The 26,717-nt window shown below is 43.5% G+C and carries 23 protein-coding genes and 3 pseudogenes; 20 read left to right on the plus strand and 6 right to left on the minus strand.

Features of this window, described 5'->3' with window-relative positions; all coding sequences use genetic code 11:
- From EAE92_RS17530 to rpoC, 9 genes are all read left to right on the plus strand, one after another.
- Positions 1 to 173: EF-Tu C-terminal domain-related protein (locus EAE92_RS17530; RefSeq protein WP_479687652.1), on the plus strand; the 173-nt coding region annotated here is incomplete at its 5' end.
- 274 nt (positions 174 to 447) lie between these two features.
- Positions 448 to 831, plus strand: a complete 384-nt coding sequence (secE, locus tag EAE92_RS17535; RefSeq protein WP_036771654.1) for a preprotein translocase subunit SecE — start codon at positions 448 to 450, stop codon at positions 829 to 831.
- A gap of 1 nt (position 832) precedes the next feature.
- Complete coding sequence (gene nusG, locus EAE92_RS17540) at positions 833 to 1,378, plus strand: transcription termination/antitermination protein NusG (RefSeq protein WP_011144820.1); 546 nt, start codon at positions 833 to 835, stop codon at positions 1,376 to 1,378.
- 159 nt (positions 1,379 to 1,537) lie between these two features.
- Positions 1,538 to 1,966, plus strand: a complete 429-nt coding sequence (gene rplK / locus EAE92_RS17545) for a 50S ribosomal protein L11 (RefSeq protein ID WP_036771650.1) — start codon at positions 1,538 to 1,540, stop codon at positions 1,964 to 1,966.
- A gap of 3 nt (positions 1,967 to 1,969) precedes the next feature.
- Positions 1,970 to 2,671 carry a 50S ribosomal protein L1 gene (gene rplA / locus EAE92_RS17550; protein WP_214069013.1) on the plus strand — a complete coding sequence of 234 codons (702 nt, stop codon included), beginning with the start codon at positions 1,970 to 1,972 and terminating at the stop codon, positions 2,669 to 2,671.
- 308 nt (positions 2,672 to 2,979) lie between these two features.
- A complete protein-coding gene (gene rplJ / locus EAE92_RS17555; RefSeq protein WP_110091784.1) occupies positions 2,980 to 3,477 on the plus strand; it encodes a 50S ribosomal protein L10 in 498 nt (165 codons plus the stop codon).
- Between the two features lie 63 nt (positions 3,478 to 3,540).
- The gene (rplL, locus tag EAE92_RS17560; RefSeq protein ID WP_012776540.1) at positions 3,541 to 3,906 is read left to right on the plus strand and encodes a 50S ribosomal protein L7/L12; all 366 of its coding nucleotides are present in this window, start codon (positions 3,541 to 3,543) and stop codon (positions 3,904 to 3,906) included.
- A 339-nt stretch (positions 3,907 to 4,245) separates the two neighbouring features.
- A complete protein-coding gene (gene rpoB / locus EAE92_RS17565) occupies positions 4,246 to 8,274 on the plus strand; it encodes a DNA-directed RNA polymerase subunit beta (protein WP_046397661.1) in 4,029 nt (1,342 codons plus the stop codon).
- Between the two features lie 130 nt (positions 8,275 to 8,404).
- Positions 8,405 to 12,625, plus strand: coding sequence for a DNA-directed RNA polymerase subunit beta' (rpoC, locus tag EAE92_RS17570; RefSeq protein ID WP_040148998.1), 4,221 nt, complete (start codon positions 8,405 to 8,407; stop codon positions 12,623 to 12,625).
- A gap of 271 nt (positions 12,626 to 12,896) precedes the next feature.
- Here rpoC and EAE92_RS17575 read toward each other — a convergent pair.
- Together EAE92_RS17575 and EAE92_RS17580 are read right to left on the minus strand one after the other, a co-directional pair.
- Positions 12,897 to 13,188, minus strand: a pseudogene (locus tag EAE92_RS17575) (helix-turn-helix domain-containing protein).
- Positions 13,172 to 13,524: pseudogene (locus tag EAE92_RS17580) on the minus strand (type II toxin-antitoxin system RelE/ParE family toxin). The pseudogenes EAE92_RS17575 and EAE92_RS17580 overlap by 17 nt, the downstream one beginning before the upstream one ends.
- A gap of 160 nt (positions 13,525 to 13,684) precedes the next feature.
- Here EAE92_RS17580 and EAE92_RS17585 point away from each other — a divergent pair.
- The 3 genes and pseudogenes from EAE92_RS17585 (at position 13,685) to EAE92_RS17595 (ending at position 14,710) form a co-directional block, all read left to right on the plus strand.
- Positions 13,685 to 14,008, plus strand: a complete 324-nt coding sequence (locus EAE92_RS17585) for a type II toxin-antitoxin system RelE/ParE family toxin (protein WP_040148997.1) — start codon at positions 13,685 to 13,687, stop codon at positions 14,006 to 14,008.
- Positions 13,995 to 14,276 (plus strand): helix-turn-helix domain-containing protein, encoded by a 282-nt coding sequence (locus tag EAE92_RS17590; RefSeq protein ID WP_012776543.1) that lies wholly within the window; start codon positions 13,995 to 13,997, stop codon positions 14,274 to 14,276. Before EAE92_RS17585 ends, EAE92_RS17590 begins: the two co-directional genes overlap by 14 nt.
- Before the next feature lie 133 nt (positions 14,277 to 14,409).
- Positions 14,410 to 14,710: pseudogene (locus tag EAE92_RS17595) on the plus strand (helix-turn-helix domain-containing protein).
- 62 nt (positions 14,711 to 14,772) lie between these two features.
- On the opposite strand, the gene EAE92_RS17600 reads toward EAE92_RS17595, so the two are convergent.
- Entirely contained in the window at positions 14,773 to 14,967 is a 195-nt protein-coding gene (locus tag EAE92_RS17600; protein WP_146110628.1) for a hypothetical protein, read from the minus strand.
- A 308-nt stretch (positions 14,968 to 15,275) separates the two neighbouring features.
- On the opposite strand from EAE92_RS17600, the gene EAE92_RS17605 reads away from it, so the two are divergent.
- The 7 genes from EAE92_RS17605 to waaB all read left to right on the plus strand — a co-directional run bounded on the left by EAE92_RS17605 (position 15,276) and on the right by waaB (position 21,503).
- A complete protein-coding gene (locus EAE92_RS17605) occupies positions 15,276 to 16,154 on the plus strand; it encodes a hypothetical protein (RefSeq protein WP_214069014.1) in 879 nt (292 codons plus the stop codon).
- Between the two features lie 11 nt (positions 16,155 to 16,165).
- Positions 16,166 to 16,840, plus strand: coding sequence for a hypothetical protein (locus EAE92_RS17610; protein ID WP_214069015.1), 675 nt, complete (start codon positions 16,166 to 16,168; stop codon positions 16,838 to 16,840).
- Positions 16,822 to 17,982 carry an aminotransferase class V-fold PLP-dependent enzyme gene (locus tag EAE92_RS17615; RefSeq protein ID WP_214069016.1) on the plus strand — a complete coding sequence of 387 codons (1,161 nt, stop codon included), beginning with the start codon at positions 16,822 to 16,824 and terminating at the stop codon, positions 17,980 to 17,982. Before EAE92_RS17610 ends, EAE92_RS17615 begins: the two co-directional genes overlap by 19 nt.
- Before the next feature lie 266 nt (positions 17,983 to 18,248).
- Entirely contained in the window at positions 18,249 to 18,893 is a 645-nt protein-coding gene (locus EAE92_RS17620; protein ID WP_214069017.1) for a nucleotidyl transferase family protein, read from the plus strand.
- Positions 18,886 to 19,632, plus strand: a complete 747-nt coding sequence (locus tag EAE92_RS17625; RefSeq protein WP_214069018.1) for a hypothetical protein — start codon at positions 18,886 to 18,888, stop codon at positions 19,630 to 19,632. The genes EAE92_RS17620 and EAE92_RS17625 overlap by 8 nt, the downstream gene beginning before the upstream one ends.
- A gap of 1 nt (position 19,633) precedes the next feature.
- Positions 19,634 to 20,413, plus strand: a complete 780-nt coding sequence (locus tag EAE92_RS17630) for a PIG-L family deacetylase (RefSeq protein WP_214069019.1) — start codon at positions 19,634 to 19,636, stop codon at positions 20,411 to 20,413.
- A 10-nt stretch (positions 20,414 to 20,423) separates the two neighbouring features.
- The gene (gene waaB / locus EAE92_RS17635; protein WP_214069020.1) at positions 20,424 to 21,503 is read left to right on the plus strand and encodes a lipopolysaccharide 1,6-galactosyltransferase; all 1,080 of its coding nucleotides are present in this window, start codon (positions 20,424 to 20,426) and stop codon (positions 21,501 to 21,503) included.
- A 55-nt stretch (positions 21,504 to 21,558) separates the two neighbouring features.
- Here the strand turns inward: waaB and malM are convergent, their stop codons facing one another.
- The 3 genes from malM to malK all read right to left on the minus strand — a co-directional run bounded on the left by malM (position 21,559) and on the right by malK (position 25,053).
- Positions 21,559 to 22,491 (minus strand): maltose operon protein MalM, encoded by a 933-nt coding sequence (malM, locus tag EAE92_RS17640; RefSeq protein ID WP_214069021.1) that lies wholly within the window; start codon positions 22,489 to 22,491, stop codon positions 21,559 to 21,561.
- A 129-nt stretch (positions 22,492 to 22,620) separates the two neighbouring features.
- Positions 22,621 to 23,907, minus strand: coding sequence for a maltoporin (locus EAE92_RS17645; RefSeq protein WP_046396029.1), 1,287 nt, complete (start codon positions 23,905 to 23,907; stop codon positions 22,621 to 22,623).
- A gap of 36 nt (positions 23,908 to 23,943) precedes the next feature.
- A complete protein-coding gene (malK, locus tag EAE92_RS17650) occupies positions 23,944 to 25,053 on the minus strand; it encodes a maltose/maltodextrin ABC transporter ATP-binding protein MalK (protein WP_214069022.1) in 1,110 nt (369 codons plus the stop codon).
- Positions 25,054 to 25,430: 377 nt separating this feature from the next.
- On the opposite strand from malK, the gene malE reads away from it, so the two are divergent.
- The gene (gene malE / locus EAE92_RS17655) at positions 25,431 to 26,630 is read left to right on the plus strand and encodes a maltose/maltodextrin ABC transporter substrate-binding protein MalE (protein WP_214069049.1); all 1,200 of its coding nucleotides are present in this window, start codon (positions 25,431 to 25,433) and stop codon (positions 26,628 to 26,630) included.
- Positions 26,631 to 26,717: the final 87 nt, after the last annotated feature.

Here is a 26,717-nt window from a genome sequence, read left to right on the forward strand (position 1 = left end):
TAACCGGCACAATCGAGCTGCCAGAAGGCGTGGAAATGGTGATGCCAGGCGATAACATTCAGATGAAAGTGACCCTGATTGCGCCAATCGCAATGGACCAGGGTCTGCGCTTCGCTATCCGTGAAGGCGGCCGTACTGTAGGTGCTGGTGTTGTTGCTAAAATTATCGCGTAATTTTTTGATGTGATTACACTAAAAGGGCATCAACCGATGCCCTTTTTGTACGTTGTCTTAATAAGAACCTATCTCATCAATAGTTGTTTTTAATTATTGGTGAGATAGGCTCTGATGCAACGAATTGGCTATATCTCTCTCAGATATACAATGTCATACTGAATTATGGCGCCAAGTCAGATACAATCACTCAAATCTTTTGGTTCGGTCTGATTTGTTTTGCTCTTGCGAGGCAAGCTGGCTATCTATTTAAATCATAGTTACAGGTTGGTTTATGAGTGCGAATAGCGATGCTCAAGAAAGCAGGCGTAGTCTTGAGGTAATGAAATGGCTATTAGTGGCAGCCTTATTAACGGTTGCTATCGTTGGAAACTACCTTTATCGGGAGTATAGCCTTCCTCTACGCGCGATGGCGGTTGTTGTTATTGTTGCTCTTGCGGGAGCGGTTGCGCTCTGGACTGCGAAAGGGAAAACCACACTGGCTTTCGCCCGCGAAGCTCGCATTGAAATGCGTAAAGTTATTTGGCCAACTCGCCAGGAAGCGTTGCATACAACTTTGATTGTTGCGGCAGTCACTGCATTGATGTCTTTGATCCTATGGGGTCTTGACGGTATCCTGGTGCGTTTAGTTTCATTTATTACAGGCCTGAGGTTCTAAGATGTCAGATTCCCCAAAAAAACGTTGGTATGTTATACAGGCATTTTCCGGGTTTGAAGGTCGCGTTGCACAATCTTTACGTGAACATATCAAATTACATGATATGGAAGATTCTTTTGGCGAAGTGATGGTGCCAACAGAGGAAGTTGTTGAGATTCGTAGCGGCCAGCGTCGCAAAAGTGAACGCAAATTTTTCCCTGGGTATGTGCTGGTACAAATGATCATGAACGATGCGACATGGCATCTTGTTCGCAGCGTACCACGCGTCATGGGTTTTATCGGTGGCACATCTGACCGTCCGGCGCCAATCAGTGACAAAGAAGTTGATGCGATTATGAATCGTCTTCAGCAGGTTGGTGATAAACCACGGCCAAAAACACTGTTCGAACCAGGTGAAATGGTTCGTGTCAGCGATGGTCCATTCGCAGACTTCAATGGTGTTGTGGAAGAGGTCGATTACGAGAAGAGCCGCCTGAAAGTTTCGGTTTCTATCTTTGGTCGCGCGACCCCCGTTGAGCTGGATTTCAGCCAGGTAGAAAAGGCGTAATTTCCGAGCGTATTTTTGCTGGCTTGCAATAGGTGAGAAATTAACATACAATTTCGCGCCTTTTGTTTTTTAGTAGTCTGGCCTGGATAGGGCGGGGCTGAAATAACAGGGGAGCCTTTTAAACAAAGGCGATACCACCCACATAGAGGAAAATTATCAATGGCTAAGAAAGTACAAGCCTATGTCAAGTTGCAGGTTGCAGCTGGTATGGCTAACCCAAGCCCTCCAGTAGGTCCTGCTCTCGGTCAGCAGGGTGTCAACATCATGGAATTCTGTAAGGCGTTCAATGCTAAAACTGACAGCATTGAAAAAGGTCTGCCAATTCCTGTTGTGATCACCGTTTATTCTGATCGCTCTTTCACTTTCGTTACTAAGACCCCGCCAGCGGCTGTTCTGCTGAAGAAAGCAGCGGGCATTAAATCAGGTTCCGGCAAACCGAACAAAGACAAAGTTGGTAAAGTAACCAGTGCGCAAGTTCGTGAAATTGCTGAAACTAAAGCTGCGGATATGACAGGCGCCAGCGTTGAAGCAATGATGCGTTCAATTGAAGGTACTGCTCGTTCCATGGGCCTGGTAGTGGAGGGTTAATCGATGGCTAAACTGACCAAGCGCATGCGCACAATCCGCGAAAAAGTGGATGCGACTAAGCAATATGACATTAACGAAGCCGTTGTTCTGCTGAAAGAGCTGGCAACCGCTAAATTCGTGGAAAGCGTTGACGTTGCTGTTAACCTCGGCATCGACGCTCGTAAATCTGACCAGAACGTACGTGGTGCAACAGTACTGCCTCACGGTACTGGCCGTTCCGTTCGCGTAGCTGTATTTACCCAAGGCGCAAATGCAGAAGCTGCTAAAGCAGCGGGCGCTGAGCTGGTAGGTATGGAAGATCTGGCTGAGCAGGTTAAAAAAGGCGAAATGGACTTTGACGTTGTTATCGCCTCTCCAGATGCAATGCGCGTTGTTGGCCAATTAGGTCAAATCCTGGGTCCACGCGGTCTGATGCCAAACCCTAAAGTAGGTACTGTAACTCCTAACGTTGCTGAAGCTGTACAGAATGCTAAAGCAGGTCAGGTTCGTTACCGTAACGATAAAAACGGCATTATCCACACCACCATCGGTAAAGTCGACTTTGATGCTGACAAACTGAAAGAAAACTTGGAAGCTCTGCTGGTTGCGCTGAAAAAAGCCAAACCATCTTCTGCCAAGGGCGTTTACATTAAGAAAGTTAGCTTGTCCACTACTATGGGCGCAGGTGTTGCGATTGACCAATCAGGTCTGAACGCTTCAGCTTAATTTTAGCTGAATGTGATTATCGCTTTACCTTGGCGTCAGATTTGTCTAAAATTTGGCGCCTTGTATTTGGCTAGTAAGTTTTTTATTAGCTAAATAAAAAATTTTCGGTTGGAGCTTGGCCTAATCCAAGCCCCGTCCAAGACCGCAGGTGTAAGTAATTACTTAATATCCCTGCGTAGACGGTGACAGAGCCAAATGACATTCATTTCTGGATTCTGCTCACCGTGTTTTAGAGCTCAGGCACTTTTTAGTGTTATGAGTGATGTGAGTTCCGGGTTTTTCCCGGTTAATCCAGGAGCAAAAAGCTAATGGCACTAAATCTTCAAGACAAACAAGCGATTGTTGCTGAAGTCAGCGAAGTAGCCAAAGGCGCGCTGTCTGCGGTTGTTGCGGATTCCCGTGGCGTTGCCGTAGATAAAATGACTGAACTGCGTAAAGCAGGTCGCGAAGCTGGCGTTTACATCCGTGTTGTACGTAATACACTGGTCCGCCGTGCTGTTGAAGGTACTGCCTATGAGTGCCTGAAAGAAGCGTTTATTGGTCCAACCTTGATTGCTTTCTCTAACGAACATCCGGGCGCCGCTGCTCGTCTGTTCAAAGAGTTCGCGAAAGCGAATCCAGCATTCGAGATTAAAGCAGCAGCCTTTGAAGGTGAGTTTATCTCTGCGGCCAATATTGACCGTTTGGCGACACTCCCAACTTACGAAGAAGCAATCGCACGCCTGATGTCCACCATGAAAGAAGCCGTTGCAGGCAAACTGGTTCGTACTCTGGCTGCGTTACGCGAGAAGAGAGAAGCGGCTTAATCGCTAAGTCTCCTTCGTGCTTTTTAACGTATAAATTATTTCTGAATTTTAGGAACACTTGTTATGTCTATCACTAAAGAACAAATTCTGGACACAGTTGCCACAATGTCCGTTATGGATGTTGTTGAGCTGATCACTGCAATGGAAGAGAAATTCGGCGTTTCTGCTGCGGCAGCGGTAGCTGTTGTTGCTGGTGCGGCTGAAGCTGTTGAAGAAAAAACCGAGTTTGACGTTGTTCTGTCCGCTATTGGCGGCAACAAAGTTGCTGTTATCAAAGCAGTACGCGGCGCAACTGGCTTGGGTCTGAAAGAAGCGAAAGACCTGGTTGAAAGCGCTCCAGCTGTATTGAAAGAAGCTATCAGCAAAGATGACGCTGAAGCACTGAAAAAATCTCTGGAAGAAGCTGGTGCTTCTGTTGAGATTAAGTAAGTTCAGTTTTGAGTTAGCAGCCTGACTTTAAAGGCTGACGGCTGGTGATTTATTAATCACCAGCCTTTTTGCGCTGTAGGGCATTAGCAGCATTTCCACTGTTTGGCTGTTAATTAACCCCCAAATACTTTTTCCTATTGACGACTTAATATACTGCGTTCTCAGCTACGATCCACTCGGGTAGCTCGGTAGTAAGGTAACGCAATGAAATGATTTAAGAGTAATAGCAATGAGTATTACGGAAAATAATTCAATTTTCTGTTCGAAAAAACAGTGTCGTAAAGAGCTGTCCTTTAGGGCGGGCAGAGTGGGTCACTGATCAGCGAGCTGAGGAACCCTATGGTTTACTCCTATACCGAGAAAAAACGTATTCGTAAGGATTTTGGTAAGCGTCCCCAAGTGTTGGACGTACCTTATCTCCTTTCTATCCAACTTGACTCGTTCCAGAAGTTTATCGAGCAAGATCCAGAAGGCCAGAATGGTTTAGAAGCGGCATTCCGTTCTGTATTCCCAATTCAGAGCTACAGCGGCAGTTCGGAGCTGCAATACGTTAGCTACCGTCTTGGTGAGCCAGTGTTTGATGTTAAAGAGTGCCAGATTCGTGGTGTAACTTATTCTGCGCCTCTACGCGTTAAGTTGCGTCTGGTTATCTATGAACGTGAAGCACCGGAAGGCACGGTCAAAGACATCAAAGAGCAAGAAGTCTACATGGGTGAAATTCCGCTCATGACTGACAACGGTACCTTTGTTATCAATGGTACTGAGCGGGTTATTGTCTCCCAGTTGCATCGTAGTCCTGGTGTATTCTTTGACAGCGATAAGGGTAAAACTCACTCATCCGGTAAGGTGCTGTATAACGCGCGTATTATTCCTTACCGTGGTTCTTGGTTAGATTTCGAATTCGATCCAAAAGATAATCTGTTTGTACGTATTGACCGCCGCCGTAAATTGCCGGCAACGATTATTCTGCGGGCAATGGATTACAGCACTGAAGAGATTTTGAACCTGTTCTTTAGTAAAACGATTTTCGAAATTCGTGACAACAGACTGCAAATGACGCTGGTGCCAGAACGTTTGCGCGGTGAAACCGCTTCTTTTGATATTGAAGCAAACGGCAAGGTTTATGTTGAAAAAGGCCGTCGTATTACCGCACGTCATATCCGCCAGTTAGAAAAAGACGAAGTGAACCGTATTGAGGTTCCTGTTGAATATATTGCGGGTAAAGTTGTTGCAAGAGACTACATTGATGTCAATACAGGTGAAATTATCTGTGCTGCCAACATGGAGCTCTCTTTAGATCTGCTGGCACGTTTGAGCCAGGCTGGTCACAAATCTATCGAAACACTGTTCACCAACGATTTAGATCACGGTGCATATATTTCCGAGACACTTCGTGTTGATCCAACCAATGACCGTTTGGGTGCTTTGGTTGAGATTTACCGCATGATGCGTCCTGGTGAGCCGCCGACCCGTGAAGCAGCAGAAAATCTGTTTGAAAATCTGTTCTTCTCAGAAGATCGTTATGATCTTTCTGCGGTTGGTCGTATGAAATTCAACCGCTCATTGAGCCGGGAAGAAGTCGAAGGCTCTGGTATTCTGAGTAAAAATGACATCATTGATGTCATGAAGAAACTCATTGATATCCGTAATGGTAAAGGCGAAGTCGACGATATTGACCACTTAGGCAACCGTCGTATCCGTTCTGTCGGCGAGATGGCGGAAAACCAGTTCCGTGTTGGTCTGGTACGTGTCGAGCGTGCGGTTAAAGAGCGTCTGTCTCTGGGTGATCTGGATACACTGATGCCTCAGGACATGATCAACGCTAAGCCGATTTCAGCCGCAGTGAAAGAATTCTTTGGTTCCAGCCAACTATCTCAGTTTATGGACCAAAACAACCCGCTTTCTGAAATCACTCACAAACGCCGTATCTCTGCGTTGGGCCCAGGTGGTTTGACTCGTGAGCGTGCTGGCTTCGAAGTTCGTGACGTACACCCAACCCACTATGGTCGCGTATGTCCAATCGAAACCCCGGAAGGTCCGAATATCGGTCTGATTAACTCATTGTCTGTTTATGCGCAGACTAATGAGTATGGTTTCCTTGAAACCCCATATCGTCTGGTTCGTGATGGTGTTGTTACGGATGAAATTCATTATCTGTCTGCGATTGAAGAAGGTAACTTCGTTATCGCACAGGCAAACACCGTATTGGATGATGAAGGCCACTTCGTTGAAGATCTGATAACTTGCCGTAGTTATGGCGAATCCAGCTTATTTAACCGTGAACAGGTTGAATATATGGACGTTTCCACTCAGCAGGTGGTTTCCGTTGGTGCTTCCTTGATCCCATTCTTGGAACACGATGACGCAAACCGTGCATTGATGGGTGCAAACATGCAACGTCAGGCTGTTCCTACGTTGCGTGCTGATAAGCCGCTGGTCGGTACAGGTATGGAACGTGCAGTAGCGGTTGACTCCGGTGTAACTTCTGTTGCTAAACGTGGTGGTGTGGTTCAGTACGTTGATGCATCTCGTATCGTTATCAAAGTAAACGAAGATGAGATGTATTCGGGTGAAGCAGGTATTGATATTTATAACCTGACTAAATATACCCGTTCTAACCAGAACACCTGTATTAACCAGATGCCGTGCGTCTCTCTGGGCGAACCGGTGGAACGCGGCGACGTACTGGCTGATGGTCCATCCACTGACTTGGGTGAACTGGCTCTTGGTCAGAACATGCGCGTAGCGTTCATGCCGTGGAATGGTTATAACTTCGAGGACTCCATCTTAGTTTCTGAGCGTGTCGTCCAGGAAGATCGCTTTACAACCATTCATATCCAGGAACTGGCTTGCGTATCTCGTGATACCAAATTAGGGCCTGAAGAGATCACGGCTGACATCCCTAACGTGGGTGAAGCTGCGCTCTCCAAACTGGATGAGTCTGGCATCGTTTATATTGGTGCGGAAGTGACCGGCGGTGACATTCTGGTTGGTAAAGTGACACCTAAAGGTGAAACTCAGCTAACGCCGGAAGAAAAATTGCTGCGTGCTATTTTCGGTGAGAAAGCGTCTGATGTTAAAGACTCTTCTCTGCGCGTACCAAATGGCGTGTCCGGTACGGTTATCGACGTACAAGTATTTACCCGTGATGGCGTAGAGAAAGATAAACGTGCTTTGGAAATCGAAGAGATGCAACTGCGTCAGGCGAAGAAAGACCTGACAGAAGAGTTGCAAATCTTTGAAGCTGGCCTGTTTGCACGTATCCGTTCTGTTTTGATTGCTGGCGGCATCGAAGCTGAGAAGCTGGATAAACTGCCTCGTGAGCGTTGGTTAGAGTTGGGTCTGGCTGATGAAGAGAAACAGAATCAGTTGGAGCAGTTGGCTGAACAGTATGACGAACTCAAAGCTGAGTTCGAGAAAAAGCTGGATGCTAAACGCCGTAAGATCACTCAGGGTGATGATTTGGCGCCGGGCGTGCTGAAAATCGTCAAAGTTTATCTGGCGGTTAAACGTCAGATTCAGCCTGGTGATAAGATGGCGGGCCGCCACGGTAACAAGGGTGTTATCTCCAAGATCAACCCGATCGAAGATATGCCTTACGATGAAAACGGCACGCCGGTAGATATCGTACTGAACCCACTGGGCGTACCATCACGTATGAACATTGGTCAGATCCTGGAAACGCATCTGGGTATGGCTGCGAAAGGCATTGGCGACAAGATCAATGCGATGCTGAAACAGCAGCAGGAAGTTGCCAAACTGCGTGAATTTATCCAGAAAGCTTATGACCTAGGTGATGAAACCCGTCAGAAAGTTGATCTGAGCACTTTCTCTGATGAAGAAGTTATGCGTTTGGCAGAAAACCTGAAAAAAGGCATGCCAATTGCGACACCGGTGTTTGATGGTGCGAAAGAGAAAGAAATCAAAGAGCTGCTGAAACTGGGTGACTTGCCAACTTCTGGTCAAATTACCCTATTTGATGGTCGTACCGGTGAGCAATTTGAGCGTCAGGTTACCGTTGGCTACATGTATATGCTGAAGCTGAACCACCTGGTGGATGACAAAATGCACGCCCGTTCAACCGGTTCGTACAGCCTGGTTACTCAGCAACCGCTGGGTGGTAAGGCGCAGTTCGGTGGTCAACGCTTCGGTGAGATGGAAGTGTGGGCATTGGAAGCATATGGTGCCGCGTACACCTTGCAGGAAATGCTCACCGTCAAGTCCGACGATGTTAACGGCCGTACCAAGATGTATAAAAACATCGTGGATGGCAACCACCAGATGGAGCCAGGCATGCCGGAATCCTTCAACGTATTGTTGAAAGAGATCCGCTCTCTGGGTATCAACATCGAGCTGGAAGACGAATAAATCGTATTCCCGCTGGTACTGCCCTGAATGGATATGACGGGCAGTTTACCAGCCAGTGGTTGCACTGGTCATAGGGGGGAGCGGCATGGGCCGCTCTCCTGACAGGTCTAACTCCGACAGGAGCCATTTCGTGAAAGACTTATTGAAGTTTCTGAAAGCGCAAACTAAGACCGAAGAGTTTGATGCGATCAAAATTGCTCTGGCCTCGCCAGATATGATCCGTTCGTGGTCATTTGGTGAAGTGAAAAAGCCGGAAACAATTAACTACCGTACGTTCAAACCTGAGCGTGACGGCCTTTTCTGCGCCCGTATTTTCGGACCGGTAAAAGATTATGAGTGCTTGTGTGGTAAATACAAGCGCTTGAAACACCGTGGTGTAATTTGTGAGAAGTGTGGCGTAGAAGTTACCCAGACTAAAGTTCGTCGTGAACGTATGGGTCACATTGAACTGGCTTCTCCAACGGCGCACATTTGGTTTCTGAAATCATTGCCATCCCGCATCGGTTTGTTGCTGGATATGCCACTGCGTGATATTGAGCGTGTACTGTACTTCGAATCCTATGTGGTTGTAGAAGGCGGTATGACCAGCCTGGAGCGCAGTCAGATCCTGACAGAAGAGCAATACTTGGATGCACTGGAAGAGTTTGGTGATGAATTCGATGCGAAGATGGGCGCGGAAGCTATCCAGTCTTTGCTGAAAAATCTCGATCTGGAAAATGAGTGTGAAACGTTGCGTGAAGAGTTAAATGAAACTAACTCTGAAACTAAACGTAAGAAGCTGACCAAACGTATTAAATTGTTGGAAGCCTTTATTCAGTCTGGCAACAAACCAGAATGGATGGTTCTGACGGTTCTGCCAGTTCTGCCGCCGGATTTACGTCCATTGGTTCCGCTGGATGGCGGCCGTTTTGCCACTTCGGATCTGAACGATCTCTATCGTCGTGTTATTAACCGTAACAACCGCTTGAAGCGCCTGTTGGATCTGGCTGCGCCAGATATCATCGTGCGTAACGAAAAACGCATGTTGCAGGAAGCGGTTGATGCCTTGCTGGATAACGGTCGTCGCGGTCGTGCCATTACCGGTTCTAACAAACGTCCTCTGAAATCCTTGGCTGATATGATCAAGGGTAAACAAGGTCGTTTCCGTCAGAACTTGTTGGGTAAACGTGTTGACTATTCCGGTCGTTCTGTAATCACGGTAGGTCCTTACCTGCGTCTGCATCAGTGTGGTCTGCCTAAGAAGATGGCGCTGGAGCTGTTTAAGCCATTCATCTACGGCAAGCTGGAACTGCGTGGTTTAGCGACCACGATTAAAGCCGCTAAAAAGATGGTTGAGCGTGAAGAGGCGGTGGTATGGGATATCCTGGATGAAGTTATTCGTGAACACCCAGTTCTGCTGAACCGTGCGCCGACACTTCACCGTTTGGGTATTCAGGCATTCGAACCGGTTCTGATCGAAGGTAAAGCGATTCAGTTGCACCCACTGGTGTGTGCGGCATATAACGCCGACTTCGACGGTGACCAAATGGCTGTTCACGTACCGCTGACACTGGAAGCCCAGTTAGAAGCGCGCGCGCTGATGATGTCTACCAACAACATCTTGTCTCCAGCGAGCGGTGAGCCAATCATCGTTCCATCTCAGGACGTTGTTCTGGGTCTGTATTACATGACCCGTGACTGTGTTAACGCCAAAGGCGAAGGCATGGTACTGACTGGGCCTAAAGAAGCTGAACGCGTATACCGCGCAGGGCTGGCTTCTTTGCATGCCCGCGTTAAAGTGCGTATCACTGAAGAAGTGAAAGATGGCGAAGGCAATATCACAGTTAATACCAGTTTGATTGATACGACCATTGGTCGTGCAATCCTGTGGATGATTGTACCAAGAGGTCTGCCTTACTCGCTGGTTAACCAACCACTGGGTAAAAAAGCTATCTCCAGAATGCTGAACACCTGTTACCGCGTGATGGGCCTGAAACCAACGGTTATTTTCGCTGACCAGATCATGTATACCGGCTTTGCCTACGCTGCACGTTCAGGTGCGTCTGTTGGTATCGATGACATGGTTATCCCAGAGAAAAAAGCGGGCATCATTGCGGAAGCCGAAGCAGAAGTTGCTGAAATTCAGGAACAGTTCCAGTCTGGTCTGGTCACAGCCGGCGAACGTTATAACAAAGTTATCGATATCTGGGCTGCGGCAAACGAGCGTGTTGCTAAGGCGATGATGGAAAACTTGTCTACTGAGACAGTCACTAATCGTGATGGTGAAGAAGAGCAACAAGTTTCCTTCAACAGCATCTTCATGATGGCTGACTCTGGTGCGCGTGGTTCTGCCGCTCAGATCCGTCAGTTGGCGGGTATGCGTGGCTTGATGGCTAAACCAGACGGCTCCATTATCGAAACCCCAATTACCGCGAACTTCCGTGAAGGTTTGAACGTACTCCAGTACTTCATTTCAACCCACGGCGCTCGTAAAGGTTTGGCGGATACCGCACTGAAAACGGCGAACTCTGGTTACCTGACTCGTCGTCTGGTTGACGTGGCGCAAGACTTGGTTGTTACAGAAGATGACTGTGGTACGCACGACGGTATTCTGATGACGCCGGTTATTGAAGGTGGTGATGTTAAAGAGCCGCTGCGTGAGCGTGTATTGGGTCGTGTGACGGCGGAAGATGTTCTGAAACCAGGTACTGCCGACATTCTGGTGCCGCGTAATACATTGCTGAACGAGAAATGGTGTGATCTGTTAGAAGAGAGCTCCGTTGACAGCATTAAAGTACGCTCCGTTGTAAGTTGTGAAACTGACTTTGGTGTTTGCGCGAACTGTTATGGTCGTGACCTTGCTCGCGGACACATCATCAACAAAGGTGAGGCGGTTGGTGTTATTGCGGCTCAGTCCATCGGTGAACCGGGCACACAGCTGACGATGCGTACGTTCCACATCGGTGGTGCGGCATCTCGTGCGGCAGCCGAATCCAGCATTCAGGTGCGTAACAAAGGTAGCTTGAAACTGTTTAACGCTAAATCCGTGACCAACTCCGCAGGTAAATTGGTGATTACTTCCCGTAACACCGAACTGTGTTTGATCGACGAATTCGGCCGTACTAAAGAGAGCTATAAAGTACCTTACGGTGCGGTACTGGGTAAAGGTGATGGCGAAACCGTTAATGGCGGTGAAACCGTTGCTAACTGGGACCCACATACCATGCCGGTTGTCAGTGAAGTATCTGGTATCATCCGTTTCGCTGACATGATAGATGGTCAAACCATTACCCGTCAGACGGACGAACTGACAGGTCTATCTTCACTGGTTGTTCTGGATAGTGCGGAGCGTACCGGTAGTGGTAAAGATCTGCGTCCAGCACTGAAAATTGTTGACGCCAACGGTGACGATGTATTGATTCCGGGTACTGATATGCCTGCTCAATATTTCCTGCCGGGCAAAGCGATTGTTCAGTTAGACGATGGCGTCAGCATCTCTGCGGGTGACACCTTAGCGCGTATTCCGCAGGAATCAGGCGGTACGAAAGATATTACCGGTGGTCTGCCACGTGTTGCTGACTTGTTCGAAGCGCGTCGTCCGAAAGAGCCTGCTATCCTGGCTGAAGTCAGCGGTATTGTCTCCTTCGGTAAAGAAACCAAGGGTAAACGCCGTCTGGTTATCTCCCCATTAGATGGTGGTGATGCTTACGAAGAGATGATCCCTAAATGGCGTCAGCTCAACGTGTTCGAGGGCGAAGTGGTTGAACGTGGCGACGTGATCTCTGATGGTCCAGAATCTCCACACGACATCTTGCGCCTGCGTGGTGTTCATGCGGTTACCCGTTACATCACCAACGAAGTTCAGGAAGTTTACCGCCTGCAAGGGGTTAAGATTAACGATAAACACATTGAGGTTATCGTTCGTCAGATGCTGCGTAAAGCGACCATTGAAAGCGCAGGTAGTTCCGAGTTCCTGGAAGGCGAACAGGTTGAATACGCCCGTGTTAAAGTGGCAAACCGTAAGCTGGAACAAGAAGGTAAAGTGCCTGCGACTTACGGCCGCGACCTGTTGGGTATCACCAAAGCGTCTCTGGCAACTGAATCCTTCATCTCTGCGGCATCGTTCCAGGAAACGACCCGCGTACTGACTGAGGCTGCGGTTGCGGGTAAACGTGATGAACTGCGTGGCTTGAAAGAAAACGTCATCGTCGGTCGTCTGATCCCTGCCGGTACCGGTTATGCTTACCATCAGGATCGCATGCGTCGTCGTCAGTTGAATGAGCCTTCTGAAGCACCACAAGTGAGTGTAGATGAAGCAACTGCAAACTTGGCAGAACTATTGAATGCCGGTTTTGGTGGCGATAAGAAGTAATTCTTAGAACACGCTAGCTAACTAAATGCCCTCCTTTTTGAGAGGGCATTTCAACTTTTTGATAACGTGCCAATTTTTTACTTGGCGCTCTGTTTTAATCGAGTTTCGTTTACAAAATAGAACTTGCCTTCACGCTAAAAATTCTCTCCCCAGCTTTTTCTTTCCGAAAAGAGTTCACTTGAGACCTTGTTCCTCACAATCATCTGGCACGTAAAGTCGATGCGGACATTGATCTTGAATATATCCGCGAGGGCTGCCGGGGCGTTTGTGGTTAAACGGAAAATCCGTAGTGGGTACCGTCGGGTAACTCGATATCGAGACGCAGCTTGCTACCCGTTGCCTCAACGTAACGTTTGAGGGAAGACAATTTCAAGTCGCGGCCAAGTTTCTCCATATCAGAAACCGTGGGTTGCTTGATACCAAGAGCCAGAGCTATTTCTCCTTGGGTCTTCTGTACCCGCTCACGGAGTTCTGCCAGATAACATCTCTGTTGCCGCAGCTTGTGCATTGGCAACAACTTCGTTTTTTTCATTTGCTAATATTTGATCAAGAGTTCTTGCCATAGTGTTTACTCCTTTTTAATTTTTCCAGATGTGCCGTGAACTCACGGTTAGCAATCGGAATCATCGTTTCATGAAACCGTTTCTCGTTTCCGGTTTTGTTACCGGCGCAAAGCAAAATTCTTCTCCGCTTGGGGGCGAACGCAAAGAATGCTCGGAGCGGATCGCCTTTGCTTTGGACACGTATTGCTGTGGCATGAACTGTTCACAGTATCTGCGTATGGCCTGGGTAACATAGGGCCTCTTTCCCGAAGTGCTATTATTGAAGCCAGCACATTGGCCTTGTCGGTGCCATCTAAAGCATCGAACAACGCATCAAAAGATGTCCGTCGTCTCGATAGACTACATGATTACTTATTGTTCAATATAGGTCAAATGCTATATAGATGGAATCTATGGTCAAGAAATCTAGTCAGAAGTGATATTTCATTAAAATGCAATTTTCCTCTTGATGAAAATTGCCCTTTGAGTTAATTTTTTGCATTAGGAGGAAATTAGAGTGTTTATAGTTAAATACCATGATGAGGCCGAACAAGAAATTAAGTCTTTGCCAGCAAAAGTAGGGGTAAAACTTGTAAGGTTGATTGGAAAGCTAGAAAAAGATCCTCGCTCACTACGTGAACCGGACACAAAACATTTGGGAAATGGTCTTTACGAAGTTCGAACAATGGGGGGAGATATAGCACGCGGATTATGGGTATATCAGACAGGTAAGCAAATATATATTCTGCGAGTTTATATAAAGAAAACACAAAAAATCAACCCAAGTGAGATAGCTTTAGCATTTCGCAGATTGGAGGAAATGAAACATGAAGAAATATAAGACACATTCAGAGATTCTGGCAGAAATGATGAAAGACTCTGAATTTAAAGCCGCTTATGAAGCTGAAGAACGTAAGGAAAGATTGCAAGAAACACTTGCAGAGTGGCGTAAGTTTGCTGGACTTACTCGCTCGCAAGTCGCGGAAAGAATGGGGGTTACGCCGCCAACGGTGACGAAAATGGAAAATAATGTAACAAAAGCTAGTATAGAAACATTAGTGCGCTATGCGCAAGCCTGTGGTATCCAGAACCCACAAATTACGTTGTAATTCTCTGTGCTATGGGGTTAGGGCATTATTAACCCCTCCTTCCATATTTTGACTCTATTAATGAAATTCTTGTAAAAGCAGGAGGTAAAATAATTGTGTGAATTAATTTCCTACCCATCTTGGAAAACTGAGTATGATCACACTTGATGAATTGCTTGAAAAACGCAGCCCTGAAAGCCGCCATAGAATTGCTAAAAAAGTTGATGAAATGAAACGAGAGATAGGACTTTATCAAATCCGCGAGGCTTTCGATGTTTCACAAAACTGAGCTGGCAACTGCGCTTGGAGTCAAGCAACCGACTATTGCTAAAATAGAACAGCCTGGTAATAACCCTAAACTTTCAACATTGAAACGCTACGTTGCAGCGTTAGGTGGAGAGTTGAGCCTTGATGTTCAACTTCCTGATGGTAAACGTATCGTAGTCCATATTTGATATGGCTTTGCCTCAGTGGGCAGAACTCGTCGTTCTGCCCACTGAGGCTTGTGTCAGACTTGTCAAGCATGAGAAAGACAGCCAATGAAGTGGGAATCTTCGGGTTCAGTCGGGCGGGAAATCGTCACAGGATAGCTGATCGTGCAGTGATTCAAGCTGCGCTCATGCACGTCGAAATATACACTGATGATTAAGTATTCCATGAATTTGGTACTGGCAAAATCACCTTGGCTATCGTAAAGAATATTATTCGGCATGCAGAAATAGCTCATCGTATTTAATTCAGGGGGCTTGTTAATGTGATTATTTCATTTAAAGTCCCATCACATAGAATTTATGAAAGATTATTCTCTTTAAAGACCCTATTTTTATCCATATCCTTGCATGATTGATGGAGACTTCAATTTGATTTCTCAGGATAAATAATCTCAGTTTTTTATCCTGTTGTATCTTTAAATTATGATACAGGTCATAAAATACAATATTTCATGATTCATCTATTCGGAAATGAATATAAACTAAAAATGAAAGCAATTGTCGCCAATATAAATGATGGGACAAAATAATGGAGAATGGAGTAACCCTAGTCTATGAAGATATAACGGAAGAGAATTATATTTTAATCAATGATTTTTATAAGCGTGATATAGGTAGCTTGGATTATTTTATTTGGAAAAATCTGAAAGAAAAGAAATATAATCTTTCTAGTGAGATAAAAGCATGTTTATATAAGAGAAACGATATATACTTGTCAATTGTTATAACAAGAAAGTGTGAGTTTAGTCTTAAACACAGACGAGTATCCGTTAATATACTTAGCGATTTTGGTGTAAATGAAAGTGTAAAATCGCGAACTTTGGTAATAGAAAGTGCCAGACAAACACACCGTGATGATATCGATGCGACGGTTTGTTTCTCAGATGAAAGAAAGATCAGGTGTTATTCAAAAATTTTTGAGAAATATATCTGTAGCAAAGTGAACGTTTTTGATTTTACAGAAATAGTAGTGGAAGGAGATACCAAAATAGATGTAGATCTGAAAGATTTTAATGAAATAGATAGTATTAATAGAATCAATTTTTTCGGCAGGAAAGTAAATAACAATTGGATTGCTTACGCAAAGCAGTGTCCTCGCTATAGAGATATTAAGTTATTAACTGTTGGAGAAGAAGTCGCGATACTAGGTTTTGATGATACCACGGTAGAAGTGATAGGTTTGTCAAACACAGCTCCCTATGCAGTTCTAGCTATAATTGATTCTTGTCTCGCTATTAGGGGGAAATGCAGAATAATTTTACCAAATCCTATTTATTCTGAACTGCAAAGTAGACTGAACAAATATAGCATTATAAATAAATTTAGCATGATGATTGCCTGGCATACCGAAGAAGATTTCAATTTGTGTCATGAAAATATATTTATCAGCAGAATAGACAAACGATAAAGGAGTTTAAAATGGGATGTATTTTTTGTCACCCAGAGTCTTCCTTTGAAAAAGATAAAATACTTTTACGAGGAAAATATTTCTATGTGTTCGTACCCAAAGGCCAGATAATTGAGGGCTATATTATTATTGCCACTAACAAATGTGAGACTGATTCGGGGGGATACCGGTGCTTTGCAGAGATATACGATGAAGAAGCAATAAAAGAACTGAAAGAATTTAAGAATATAATAAATGGTTTTTATCGAGAATATTATAATATAAGTAATCCTCTTTGCTATGAAAATGGACGAGCCGGTGGTTGTATCATCATGGACCCAAATCAAAAGTATTGTTATCATGCACACTTATGTTGTTTCCCCACCGAGATTGATCTTCATAATAAATTAAAGGATCAATTTAAAATGCATACAATAGACTCATTGGATGAACTTAAGATGTTCGGTGAGGCTGGCCCCTATATTTACGTTGAAGACAGTGGTAATAAATATGTTTTTACGATAGGTGAATCAGATTTCATTGAGAGAGGAATGATAAGAACAGTATTGGCAAATAGTTTAAATGTGCCTGAAAGATCTGATTGGAGAGATAATGAAGGAATAAAGGAGATGGATGCGACTGCTAAAAAATTCAAATTATATATTAATGATCATATGGAGATTGAAGAATGTTATATGCAGATGTAGCTTCTACCTCATGGCCAAAATCACAAGAGGTAAAAGACATAATAAATATGTATTTAGATACGCTTGGGGTAACTCCTGGGCGATCTTTATCGCAACAATCTAAAAAGGTTACTGAACTGGTTGAAGAGTGCCGACATGAATTCATCGAACAAACAAAATTAAATGGTCATGGGACAGTCATTTTTAACTCAGGAGCAACGTATTCACTCAACGAATGTATGAAAGGTACGCTTAAACCGGGTGATAATGTCATTACTACTTATTTAGAACATAATTCAGTACTTAGGCCCTTAGAGCATTTAAAAGATATTGGGGTAACTAGTCAATGTATCGATGTGACAGATGGTGAAATTGATATGTCGCATTTGGAATCTTTATTAAAGAATAAGCAAACGAAGTTAGTAGTGGTTCATAGTTGCTCCAATACTATTGGTACATTCTGCAATATAGATGAGGCAGGAAAACTTGCGCATTTATACGGTGCGATGGTTTTAGTTGATGGTTCACAATCTTTTGGTTCACAAGTAATTGATTTATCGAAAGGTAATATTGATTACCTTGTTTTTAGCGGGCATAAAAGCTTAGGAGGAGTATCAGGTATTGGGGGGTACTTTATGCTTGATAATGGATTCTCTCATAATGAATTAATTCAAGGTGGGACAGGTGTATTATCAAAATTAACAACGCAGCCAACTGGAATACCATACAAGTATGAATCAGGAACACAAAACACTATTGGCATACTTTCATTATTGGCGTCTATAAAGCGTTTGAAAAAAATTGGCATAGAGAATATTCAAAATCAATTACAAATTCTGCGCACAACTCTTATAGATGAATTATCACAATTAAAGAAGATCAAATTAATCTGTAAACATAAAGTAGGATTACCAACAATTCTTTTGACAGTAGAAGGCTATCATCCCGGGGAAGTCTCTTATATACTTGAGAACAAATACAATATTATTACCCGTCCCGGATTGCAATGCGCGCCATTAGCCCATAAAAAATTTGGCACTTATCCTGATGGTGCTGTTCGGGTTAGCCTTGATACGTCGCATACAACGGAAGATATTTTAAAAATAAAATCTGCCTTGATTGAAATCACTGAGGGAAGTTGTGAAGAAAATAGTGATAATTAATGAGAATAATTCAGATAACTTAGGTGATTCAGTAATAAATGTAACTGTGAATAAAACATTTAAAATTCATAGCTTTAATGTTTAAAATACAGGGATTCGCTGCTAACAAATAGCTAAGTAAATTAATTTGATATTTATTTCAAGAAAATAAAAATTTGTTATTAATCAACATTAGTAAATAATACAATGATAAAATTTTAGAAATATATGTAATTATAAGGAATTAACATATATTTTATTAACAATAATAACATGTGGGAATATATATGAATATGCCTAACAATAATGAGCGTTATATAAACGATTTAATTGATGGCAAGTTGAATTATATACATATTGATAGAAAAGGGGACTTTAGCAATACAAACATAGACTGGAAAGATACTTTAATTTTATCTGGCTCTTTCAATCCACTTCATAAAGGTCATGAAGAATTAAAAGAAATCTCTACAACGATGACTAAAAGAAAGCCCTATTATGAACTGTCAATTAAAAATGCGGTAAAACTGACCATTTCAACCGATGAAGTTTTCAAGAGGATAGGGCAATTCAAAGAGAAGGGTGATGTAATTTTAAGTGATGCTACGTTTTTTACTGATAAATCGCATATTTATCAAGGAGCAATTTTCGTCATTGGCGCTGATTTATGTCAAGAAATTAATAACCCTGTCTATTATGGTGGTGAAGAGGGGTTAAAAAAATCTCTAATGACAATTAAGAGTAATGATTGTCGATTTCTGGTCGCTGGGCGTTTTTTTAATAATAAATATCATGCAGTTGATGATTTGATGAATATTAGAAAGGAACACCGTTTTTTATTTGAATCTATTCCGGAAAATTTATTTCGCTTAGATATATCATCAACGGAAATAAGGTCAATGAATAAAGAAAAGGAGATGACTCATGAATAAAGAAAATAACAAAAATCTGTTGAATAATGAAATTAATTCAAATTCAACATATCTAACCAAAGAGATTCAAAGAAGATTAAAACAAGCTTCATTTATATTTAACCCTGGCCATGTAACTTTAAATACCCAGTTAAATGGTTCACAAATTAAATTATTTTCTGAGATATGCTCGTTCTTGGAACAGGACGGTAATTTAGATATTCTTGCCTCTTGCATACATGATTTATGGTGTGCAAAATATTTAATCGATAATAGAATCGCTACGCAAGATTCAATCACAAAACTTGAAATTGAGTACAACTTGCAAGTTAATTTTTTAAAACCTTATCAAGCATTCACAGAAAAAGAGAAGAAGTTTGAAAAGAGGCTAATCAAGAGCGACTTGAGTATTATATCGGAAGTGATGAGAAATATTTATTTATACGATGACAATATTGCATCCGACAATTTCAATTATGAGATGTTACTTTCTACAAACGATGCCATTTTTTCAGATTTAATGACAATATTAGGCCACAGTGACAGTATAATAGAAATTGCGGCAGAAAGAATTCATGCTAGTTGGTTTGATATAATGAAAGAATTTTATGCCGATGATGAAAGAGTCCAGTCCAAAGAAAAGCCAAACATTAATAACTCGGATTTTATAAAAAACAGAGATGGAATACGCATTGATTTAGCCGCTATTTACATCGTACTCATGGAAATAAAGTATAACAGCCTTTGTATGGAGATTTAAAATGATGCATTTATTTCTATCCCCCCATTTAGATGATGCGGCTTTAAGCGCTGGTGGTTTAATACATAAATTGGTTTCAGAAAATCAACAGGTGGTTGTTTTAACATTTTTTACTGAATATGACGAAAATCTTACATCTCATTACTTACGCTCTGAGAGTAATGATAATATGAATTCATTTATAAAACTTTATTCAAAGCGAGCTAATGAGGATATTGCTTTTTGCAATAAATTATCAGCAATTCCAATACATGGTAAAATTTTAGATTGCATTTACAGAATCGATCAATACGGTGAACCTATGTATAATAATTCTGCCGGGATTTATAGTGGCTTGGCACATAAATCAGATTATGCATCCGATATGGCTCAAGATCTTATCGACAAAATATTGTTAAATTATCAACCTGATTATATCTATGCCCCTTTGGGAATAGGTCGACATGTAGACCACATTATAATAAATAATCTTGTGCACAATATAAAAGGCTCACATAAGTTAAAAATATTACTTTATGAAGATTTTCCCTATGTTTTAGGTGAATACCCTATTGTTAACCCTGATAGTTTGGAAAGTGCTTTATTAAGAAATAATAAATTTGATATGCGTGCTATATTGGTGGATATTGATTTAAAAGAAAAAATGCAAAACATCCTGTTTTATGATTCTCAACTAGAACCTCTGTTTGGGAATGAATCAAATCTTTTAATTTCATTGGAAAAATACCATCGCTCTATTAATGAAATAAAAGTGCAAGAGCGTTTTTGGTTGATTCAATAAGGGGTTAATAATGAAAAATATATTTATAATATACCATGATGTTTTCTTGAATGGATATGGCGGGGTAGAAACGGTATGTTCAAATTTAATAAATTTGCTTGACCTTGCCAATATTGAAATTAATTTCATATTTATATCTTTAAATGAGATAAACAGAATTGAAAGTCGTGCTTGGTTATCCAATGCTCAACATATCTCTTTAATATCAAACAGTGATAAATCTCGCCAGAATATTGCATGTGAATTATCTTTGATATTAGAAAGATTTCATCCTGAGATTATAATAAGTTTAGACACGACATCTTGTAATATTACTCGACTTTCCTGTGAAAAGATTAATTTCCCGGCAAAAACCTATTCTTGGCTGCATACTTCAATTAGGAATCCTACCCCACAGAAAATTAAAGATTTATGCTGTGCCGACGAGCACCTGGTCATCAGTTCTGGTTTAAGAGATCAAATGTTATCCTTTGGAATAAAACCAGAGAAGCTTCATCTTATTTTCAATCCTATCAAAATGAATCCCTTTATAATTTCTCAACCAAAACACATGGCTAGATTTTTATATGTTGGCAGAATTCTTGCCTATAAATCGAAAAATTTAACTGAACTATTTTTAGCTCTTTCACAATTGCATGGTCATTGGGAGTTACATATGGTAGGTTCTGGTGATGATGAAGGTTATTTAAGAGAATTATCTTCACAACTCAATATAAATAACAATATTATTTGGCACGGTTGGCAAGATCAGCCTTGGGAGTTTGTGATGGATAACATAAAAGAAGTATCCGCTTTTATTTTAACATCAAAATATGAAGGCTTTGGTATGGTATTAGCGGAAGCAATATCTTATGGTATCTACTGTATAAGTTCAGATTGCCAGTGTGGTCCAAGCGATATTATTAATAATTTAAATGGTGAACTTTATAAATCAGGTAATATTCTTGAGTTGTCTGAAAAATTACAACTCATTATTGATGAATATAAAATAAGAGATCATCAAGCAATAAAAAATTCTATTGCCTTTCTTTACGAATATAATTTCCTGTTAAGAATCACTAAGGCTTTGTCCATCCATAGATGTCTCTAGTCGTAAAATGTTATGAAAATTAAACCCGATGCCCTCCTTTTCGGAGAGCATTTGTTTACCCTTTGTTTTTGATACTGTTGATAAATGTTTCTCGTGCCGTTGAAGATCCAAGGCGTTCCGCTTCATCCAGCAATTTGAGTGCCTTATCAATATTGCCGTTATTAATTTCCTTTTTGATTGCATCACTGAAATATCGTTCTGTATCACTCAGGACTGGTTTGACTTTTTGCAGCGTAGACGGCGTTACGATGGCTTGTGTTGGCCCGACAATGATCGGTTCTTGTGCTGGACTTGAGAAAACTTGACCAATCGTGATGTTGCCGGCGTTTTGTTCTGATTTTACTTTCAACTTCAACGTACCTGTTTGCGCATGGCGGGCAACGGGATCGGGAATAGCGGGAACAGCATTTCCGACGCCTTGAGCATAAGCTTTGGCGGGATCAACCATTTGGGTGGATTGCTGCAAATCGGTACGGGTAGTGTAGACCAGTATATAAATTTGTTGTTGCCCCAGTGCCGGTGTTAGCTTTAGCGTGCCTTCCAGTCGATCGGTGGACATGACCCCCGGACGTTCATAGGGGAAATAGCTGCTCGGGTAAAATGCGGCTGGGCGTAACCCTTGATCCAGGACTAAAACATTTGGCACATAAACTTGTTTGTCTTGTACTAAGCTGCTCAGGGTAATATCCAGAGAGCCTCGGTTTGCCGGCAGCGCGAATGCTGCTATCGGTCCCTGAATATCTCCCTCATTGAGATGCTGCGATGCGGCATTGAGGGTAATGGTCTGTGTATCACTGGTATTAATCGGTTGCCAGCTCAGTTTTTGCAATGCTGTTATTGAGAGGGAAGGGGCAACAATATCCTGTGTCGTGGTTGTTTGAGTTGTTATAGGTGTTTGAGTCGCGGTAATGGGCGTTGCATATCCTATAAGAGGAAATGTGCTACAGAGTACCGCGCTAAGGCAACATGAGAGCAGTTTAGTTTTCATCTTCTTACCCTTGTTCGGTTGAAAAAAAGAGACTGATACCCACCCCACGGTTAGGAGGCATATCAGTCTAAAAGGCGTTAACCATTACAAATCATTTGATTGATCTGAGATCAAATCGTTGTAACCGGATTACCACCAAGCTTCGAATTGTGCGCCAAAGGTGAATTCATCATCGTCGCCACGGCTGAATTTATGCGTTGCTGTATCACGGTAGGCCATGCCATCAATGTAACCGTCGTTGTTGTTCGCGTGACCCCATTTTTCATCCCATTTTGCATAGGTGACGAACAGGCGAATAGCCGGACGGGACCAAATGCTGTCACCGGCCTGCCATTGTTGGGCTAGGGTGATTTTGTACTGATCATTGGTGTCGTTGGTACGTTGGGATTTGACGTTATCATAACCGATGTCCAGCAGAGTGCTCATCGTCGGCGTCCACTTGTACATTGGACGTACCCCGACCGTATACCATGTGCTGCCATTGTTGTTATCACGGTCAGTATCCTGATACATCGCTACGTACATGAGATCCCATTTTTCTGCGAGATTAACCGCGCCATGATTCAGAATGCGTAACATATAACCGTCATTGTTTACGCTAGCGCCTTCGGAATGACCACTATTGGAGGAGGTCATGGAATCGGTTGCGTACTGTACGACAAATTTGTTAAAGCCTCCTAACATGCTCTGTGTATGCTCGGCGGTAAACATGAAGCCATCTTTGGAAGCATTACGGTCAAGTTTGTAGTGATCTCGCGCGTTGGCGCGTCCATAGTCAAAACCAAGCTCCAGATTGCCGCCTGGGTTAACTTCCAGGCCGGATAGACGTATATCGTAGACATCATTGGAGGTGGGTATTTGATCGCGTTGACCGGCAATCCAGCCATGAGAACCGCCAGATTCGGTATTACGGGTAACAGCCAGAGAGAGCTTGCTAAAGCCGAGATCAATATCTTGCAGACCAGCGCCCGGACCAGAGATATCCCAATAGTAGAAATCGATCATATGTACGTCATGGCGCTGGTAAAAGCGTTTACCTGCCCACAGTGTTGAGCCGGGTAACCAATCGATGACGTTCTTCGCTTGAACATTGACCTCACGGAACGCGGGATCGGTGGATTCCCAATCATTTTGTTGCGCCACGGAATAAGCCACGTTGGTATCGAAATAGAAACTCTTATTGCCGTCCTTCCATAGCTCTTGACCTAGCTTAAGTTCAGCATAGGTTTCACATTCATTACCTAAACGGTATTTACTCTGTGCGCCGGTGCTTTTGAAACACTGTTGCTCACCGCCGCTGCCGGTCCAACCAATACCAGAACGGGCGTAACCGTGGAATTCTACGGCTGATGCCTGAATAGACAGTAATCCGGCCATAATGGTTAGTGAGATAGGTAGTATACGCATTGATTTCATCAATTATTCTCCTGTCGTTTCTTAGTTAGCTCAGGCTCAAACACCGGGTTCTTGATGCAGACGCTGACATGCCGTTCCGTCTTCCCGGAATAAATGGCAGCGGTGAGGGGGTAGCCCGATGGTGAAAGTGGACCCTTCTTCCACCAGCACAACATCAGGTTGGCGGTAAACCAAATTTTGATGAATGGCCGGGATTTCAATGTGAACTTGGGTTTCATTGCCTAACTGCTCGACAACCTGCACTACGCCTTCCAGCGTGACATCCGCGATATCACTTGGCAGGAGGTGTTCAGGACGTATCCCCAGAGAGACATTACTGCCTACTTTTACTCCCTTGCTTTCTACGGGCAGCCAGATTTGTTGTCGGTTGGGCAGAGTAATCTGTACCTGATCAATAGCGGTAGCCGTGACTTTAACTGGCAGGAAATTCATTTTGGGTGAGCCAATAAAGCTGGCGACAAAGCGGTTAACCGGATAGTGGTATAGTTCAAGTGGTTTGCCGATCTGAGCGACATCCCCGGCATCCAGCACCACGATTCTGTCGGCTAGCGTCATCGCTTCAACCTGATCGTGAGTGACATAAATCATCGTACATTTCAGACGCTTATGCAGACGTGAGATTTCAATGCGCATTTGGACGCGCAGCGCGGCGTCCAGGTTGGAAAGAGGTTCATCCAATAGAAAAACACTGGGTTCAGCGACCAGAGTACGGCCAATGGCAACACGTTGACGTTGCCCGCCTGATAGGGCTTTAGGGCGGCGATCAAGCAGGTGAGCGAGTTGAAGCATCTCGGCAATTTGCTTTACCCGTTGCTGAATATCACTTTTTTTAGCGCCCGCCAGTTTCATGCCGAATGACATATTGTCTGCAACAGACAGATGGGGATACAGTGCATAAGACTGAAAAACCATCCCAACGCCGCGTTTGGCGGGTGGCACATCGTTCATTCGGATGTTATTGATCAGCAAATCACCGGAAGTTACATCTTCCAGACCCGCAATCATCCTTAATATTGTCGATTTTCCACAGCCTGATGGACCGACAAAAACGATAAATTCTCCTTCTTGTATCTCAAGGTTGATGTTCTTGGAAATAATAGTTTCACCATAAGCCTTCGATACATGATGTAGTGTGACGCTCGACATGTGCTCCCCCGGACTTATCACCGCAATTCGCGGTGAAAAATAATAAACCAGAGTGTGTTTAAGATGACGGGTGAGTAAATCCTCCATACCGAAGTTTTTTATGGGGGAGGAGTGAGGAGGATGAGATAAGCGTTGCTGAGGTGGTGAGGTATGAGCTAATGGATAATTTGTGATAATTATCGCAAAAAAAGAAGTCCCTTTTTGTGGTCAGTAGCACGGTTCTTCTGTTTTTGGAATAGAGATCACACGCATCCCGGGTAGGGCGTAGAGTAGGGGAGGATGAGTCTTTCCGTTGTTGATCGCACACTAGCTCAATACCCTCCGCTAATGTAACCAAACAGTTCACTCTGAACCTTTCAAACTATGAGGACGGAATGATGATAAAAACAACTTTAAAAGCGAGCGCTCGTACCTTAGCGCTTTCTGCCTTAGCCACGCTAGCGTTATCTGCCTCCGCTTTTGCAAAAATTGAAGAAGGTAAGCTGGTTATCTGGATCAACGGTGATAAAGGCTACAATGGCCTGGCGCAAGTTGGTGAGAAGTTTGAGAAAGATACTGGCGTCAATGTTACCGTTGAACATCCAAATAAGTTTGAAGAGAAATATGTACAAGTCGCAGCAAGCGGTGATGGGCCGGATATTATTTTCTGGGCCCATGACCGCTTTGGCGGCTACGCGCAGTCTGGTTTGGTGGCGGAAATCACGCCGGATCAGAACTTCAAAGATAAGCTATTCCCGTTTACTTGGGATGCCGTGCGCTACGACGGTAAACTAGTCGGTTATCCTATCGCGGTTGAAGCCCTCTCTCTTATCTACAACAAAGATTTGGTGAAGACGCCGCCAAAAACTTGGGAAGAGATCCCGGCTCTGGATAAGGAACTCAAGAGCAAAGGCAAGAGTGCCATTATGTTTAATCTGCAAGAGCCATATTTCTCTTGGTCGCTGATTGCCGCGGCTGGGGGTTATGCGTTCAAGATGGAAAACGGCGCATATGATGTGAAGAACGTCGGAGTGAATAATGCAGGCTCCAAAGCAGGGCTGAATTTTATTATAGACTTGGTGAAAAATAAGCATTTGAACGCAGATGCTGATTATTCCATTGCCGAAGCCGCGTTCAACAAAGGTGAAACGGCGATGACCATTAATGGTCCGTGGACGTGGACTAACATTGAAAAGAGCAAGATAAATTACGGCGTGGCGTTGTTGCCGACTTTTAAAGGCCATCCGTCTAAGCCGTTTGTCGGCGTATTAACGGCAGGCATCAATGCTGCCAGTCCGAATAAAGAGCTAGCGAAGGAGTTCTTGGAAAATTACCTGCTGACCAATGAAGGTCTTGAGATGGTGAATCGGGATAAGCCGCTGGGGGCTGTGTCACTGAAATCCTATCAGGATATTTTAGCTACGGACCCACGTATTGCCGCCACAATGGAAAATGCTCAAAAAGGCGAAATCATGCCGAACGTCTCACAAATGAGTAGTTTCTGGTACGCCATGCGCAGCGCCGTTGTTAATGCGGTGACTGGCCGTCAAACCGTTGATGCCGCATTAAGTGATGCGGAAGCTCGTATGACTAAGTAACTTGTGGACGCTCTTCTTTTTGAAGGGTGTCTCTTTCCTGCAACCAGTATGGATGCCTGCTTGCAGGAAGATTGATTAAGCTATCCG

It is taken from the genome of Photorhabdus hainanensis, assembly GCF_018448965.1.
Classification (GTDB): Bacteria; Pseudomonadota; Gammaproteobacteria; order Enterobacterales; family Enterobacteriaceae; genus Photorhabdus; species Photorhabdus akhurstii.

Coding starts and splice junctions, on each gene's coding strand:
- secE (WP_036771654.1), top strand. CDS start 448: ATGAGTGCGAATAGCGATGCTCAAGAAAGCAGGCGTAGTCTTGAGGTA.
- nusG (WP_011144820.1), top strand. CDS start 833: ATGTCAGATTCCCCAAAAAAACGTTGGTATGTTATACAGGCATTTTCC.
- rplK (WP_036771650.1), top strand. CDS start 1,538: ATGGCTAAGAAAGTACAAGCCTATGTCAAGTTGCAGGTTGCAGCTGGT.
- rplA (WP_214069013.1), top strand. CDS start 1,970: ATGGCTAAACTGACCAAGCGCATGCGCACAATCCGCGAAAAAGTGGAT.
- rplJ (WP_110091784.1), top strand. CDS start 2,980: ATGGCACTAAATCTTCAAGACAAACAAGCGATTGTTGCTGAAGTCAGC.
- rplL (WP_012776540.1), top strand. CDS start 3,541: ATGTCTATCACTAAAGAACAAATTCTGGACACAGTTGCCACAATGTCC.
- rpoB (WP_046397661.1), top strand. CDS start 4,246: ATGGTTTACTCCTATACCGAGAAAAAACGTATTCGTAAGGATTTTGGT.
- EAE92_RS17590 (WP_012776543.1), top strand. CDS start 13,995: ATGAAGAAATATAAGACACATTCAGAGATTCTGGCAGAAATGATGAAA.
- EAE92_RS17600 (WP_146110628.1), bottom strand. CDS start 14,967: ATGCCGAATAATATTCTTTACGATAGCCAAGGTGATTTTGCCAGTACC.
- EAE92_RS17605 (WP_214069014.1), top strand. CDS start 15,276: ATGGAGAATGGAGTAACCCTAGTCTATGAAGATATAACGGAAGAGAAT.
- EAE92_RS17610 (WP_214069015.1), top strand. CDS start 16,166: ATGGGATGTATTTTTTGTCACCCAGAGTCTTCCTTTGAAAAAGATAAA.
- EAE92_RS17615 (WP_214069016.1), top strand. CDS start 16,822: ATGTTATATGCAGATGTAGCTTCTACCTCATGGCCAAAATCACAAGAG.
- EAE92_RS17620 (WP_214069017.1), top strand. CDS start 18,249: ATGAATATGCCTAACAATAATGAGCGTTATATAAACGATTTAATTGAT.
- EAE92_RS17625 (WP_214069018.1), top strand. CDS start 18,886: ATGAATAAAGAAAATAACAAAAATCTGTTGAATAATGAAATTAATTCA.
- EAE92_RS17630 (WP_214069019.1), top strand. CDS start 19,634: ATGATGCATTTATTTCTATCCCCCCATTTAGATGATGCGGCTTTAAGC.
- waaB (WP_214069020.1), top strand. CDS start 20,424: ATGAAAAATATATTTATAATATACCATGATGTTTTCTTGAATGGATAT.
- malM (WP_214069021.1), bottom strand. CDS start 22,491: ATGAAAACTAAACTGCTCTCATGTTGCCTTAGCGCGGTACTCTGTAGC.
- EAE92_RS17645 (WP_046396029.1), bottom strand. CDS start 23,907: ATGAAATCAATGCGTATACTACCTATCTCACTAACCATTATGGCCGGA.
- malK (WP_214069022.1), bottom strand. CDS start 25,053: ATGTCGAGCGTCACACTACATCATGTATCGAAGGCTTATGGTGAAACT.
- malE (WP_214069049.1), top strand. CDS start 25,431: ATGATAAAAACAACTTTAAAAGCGAGCGCTCGTACCTTAGCGCTTTCT.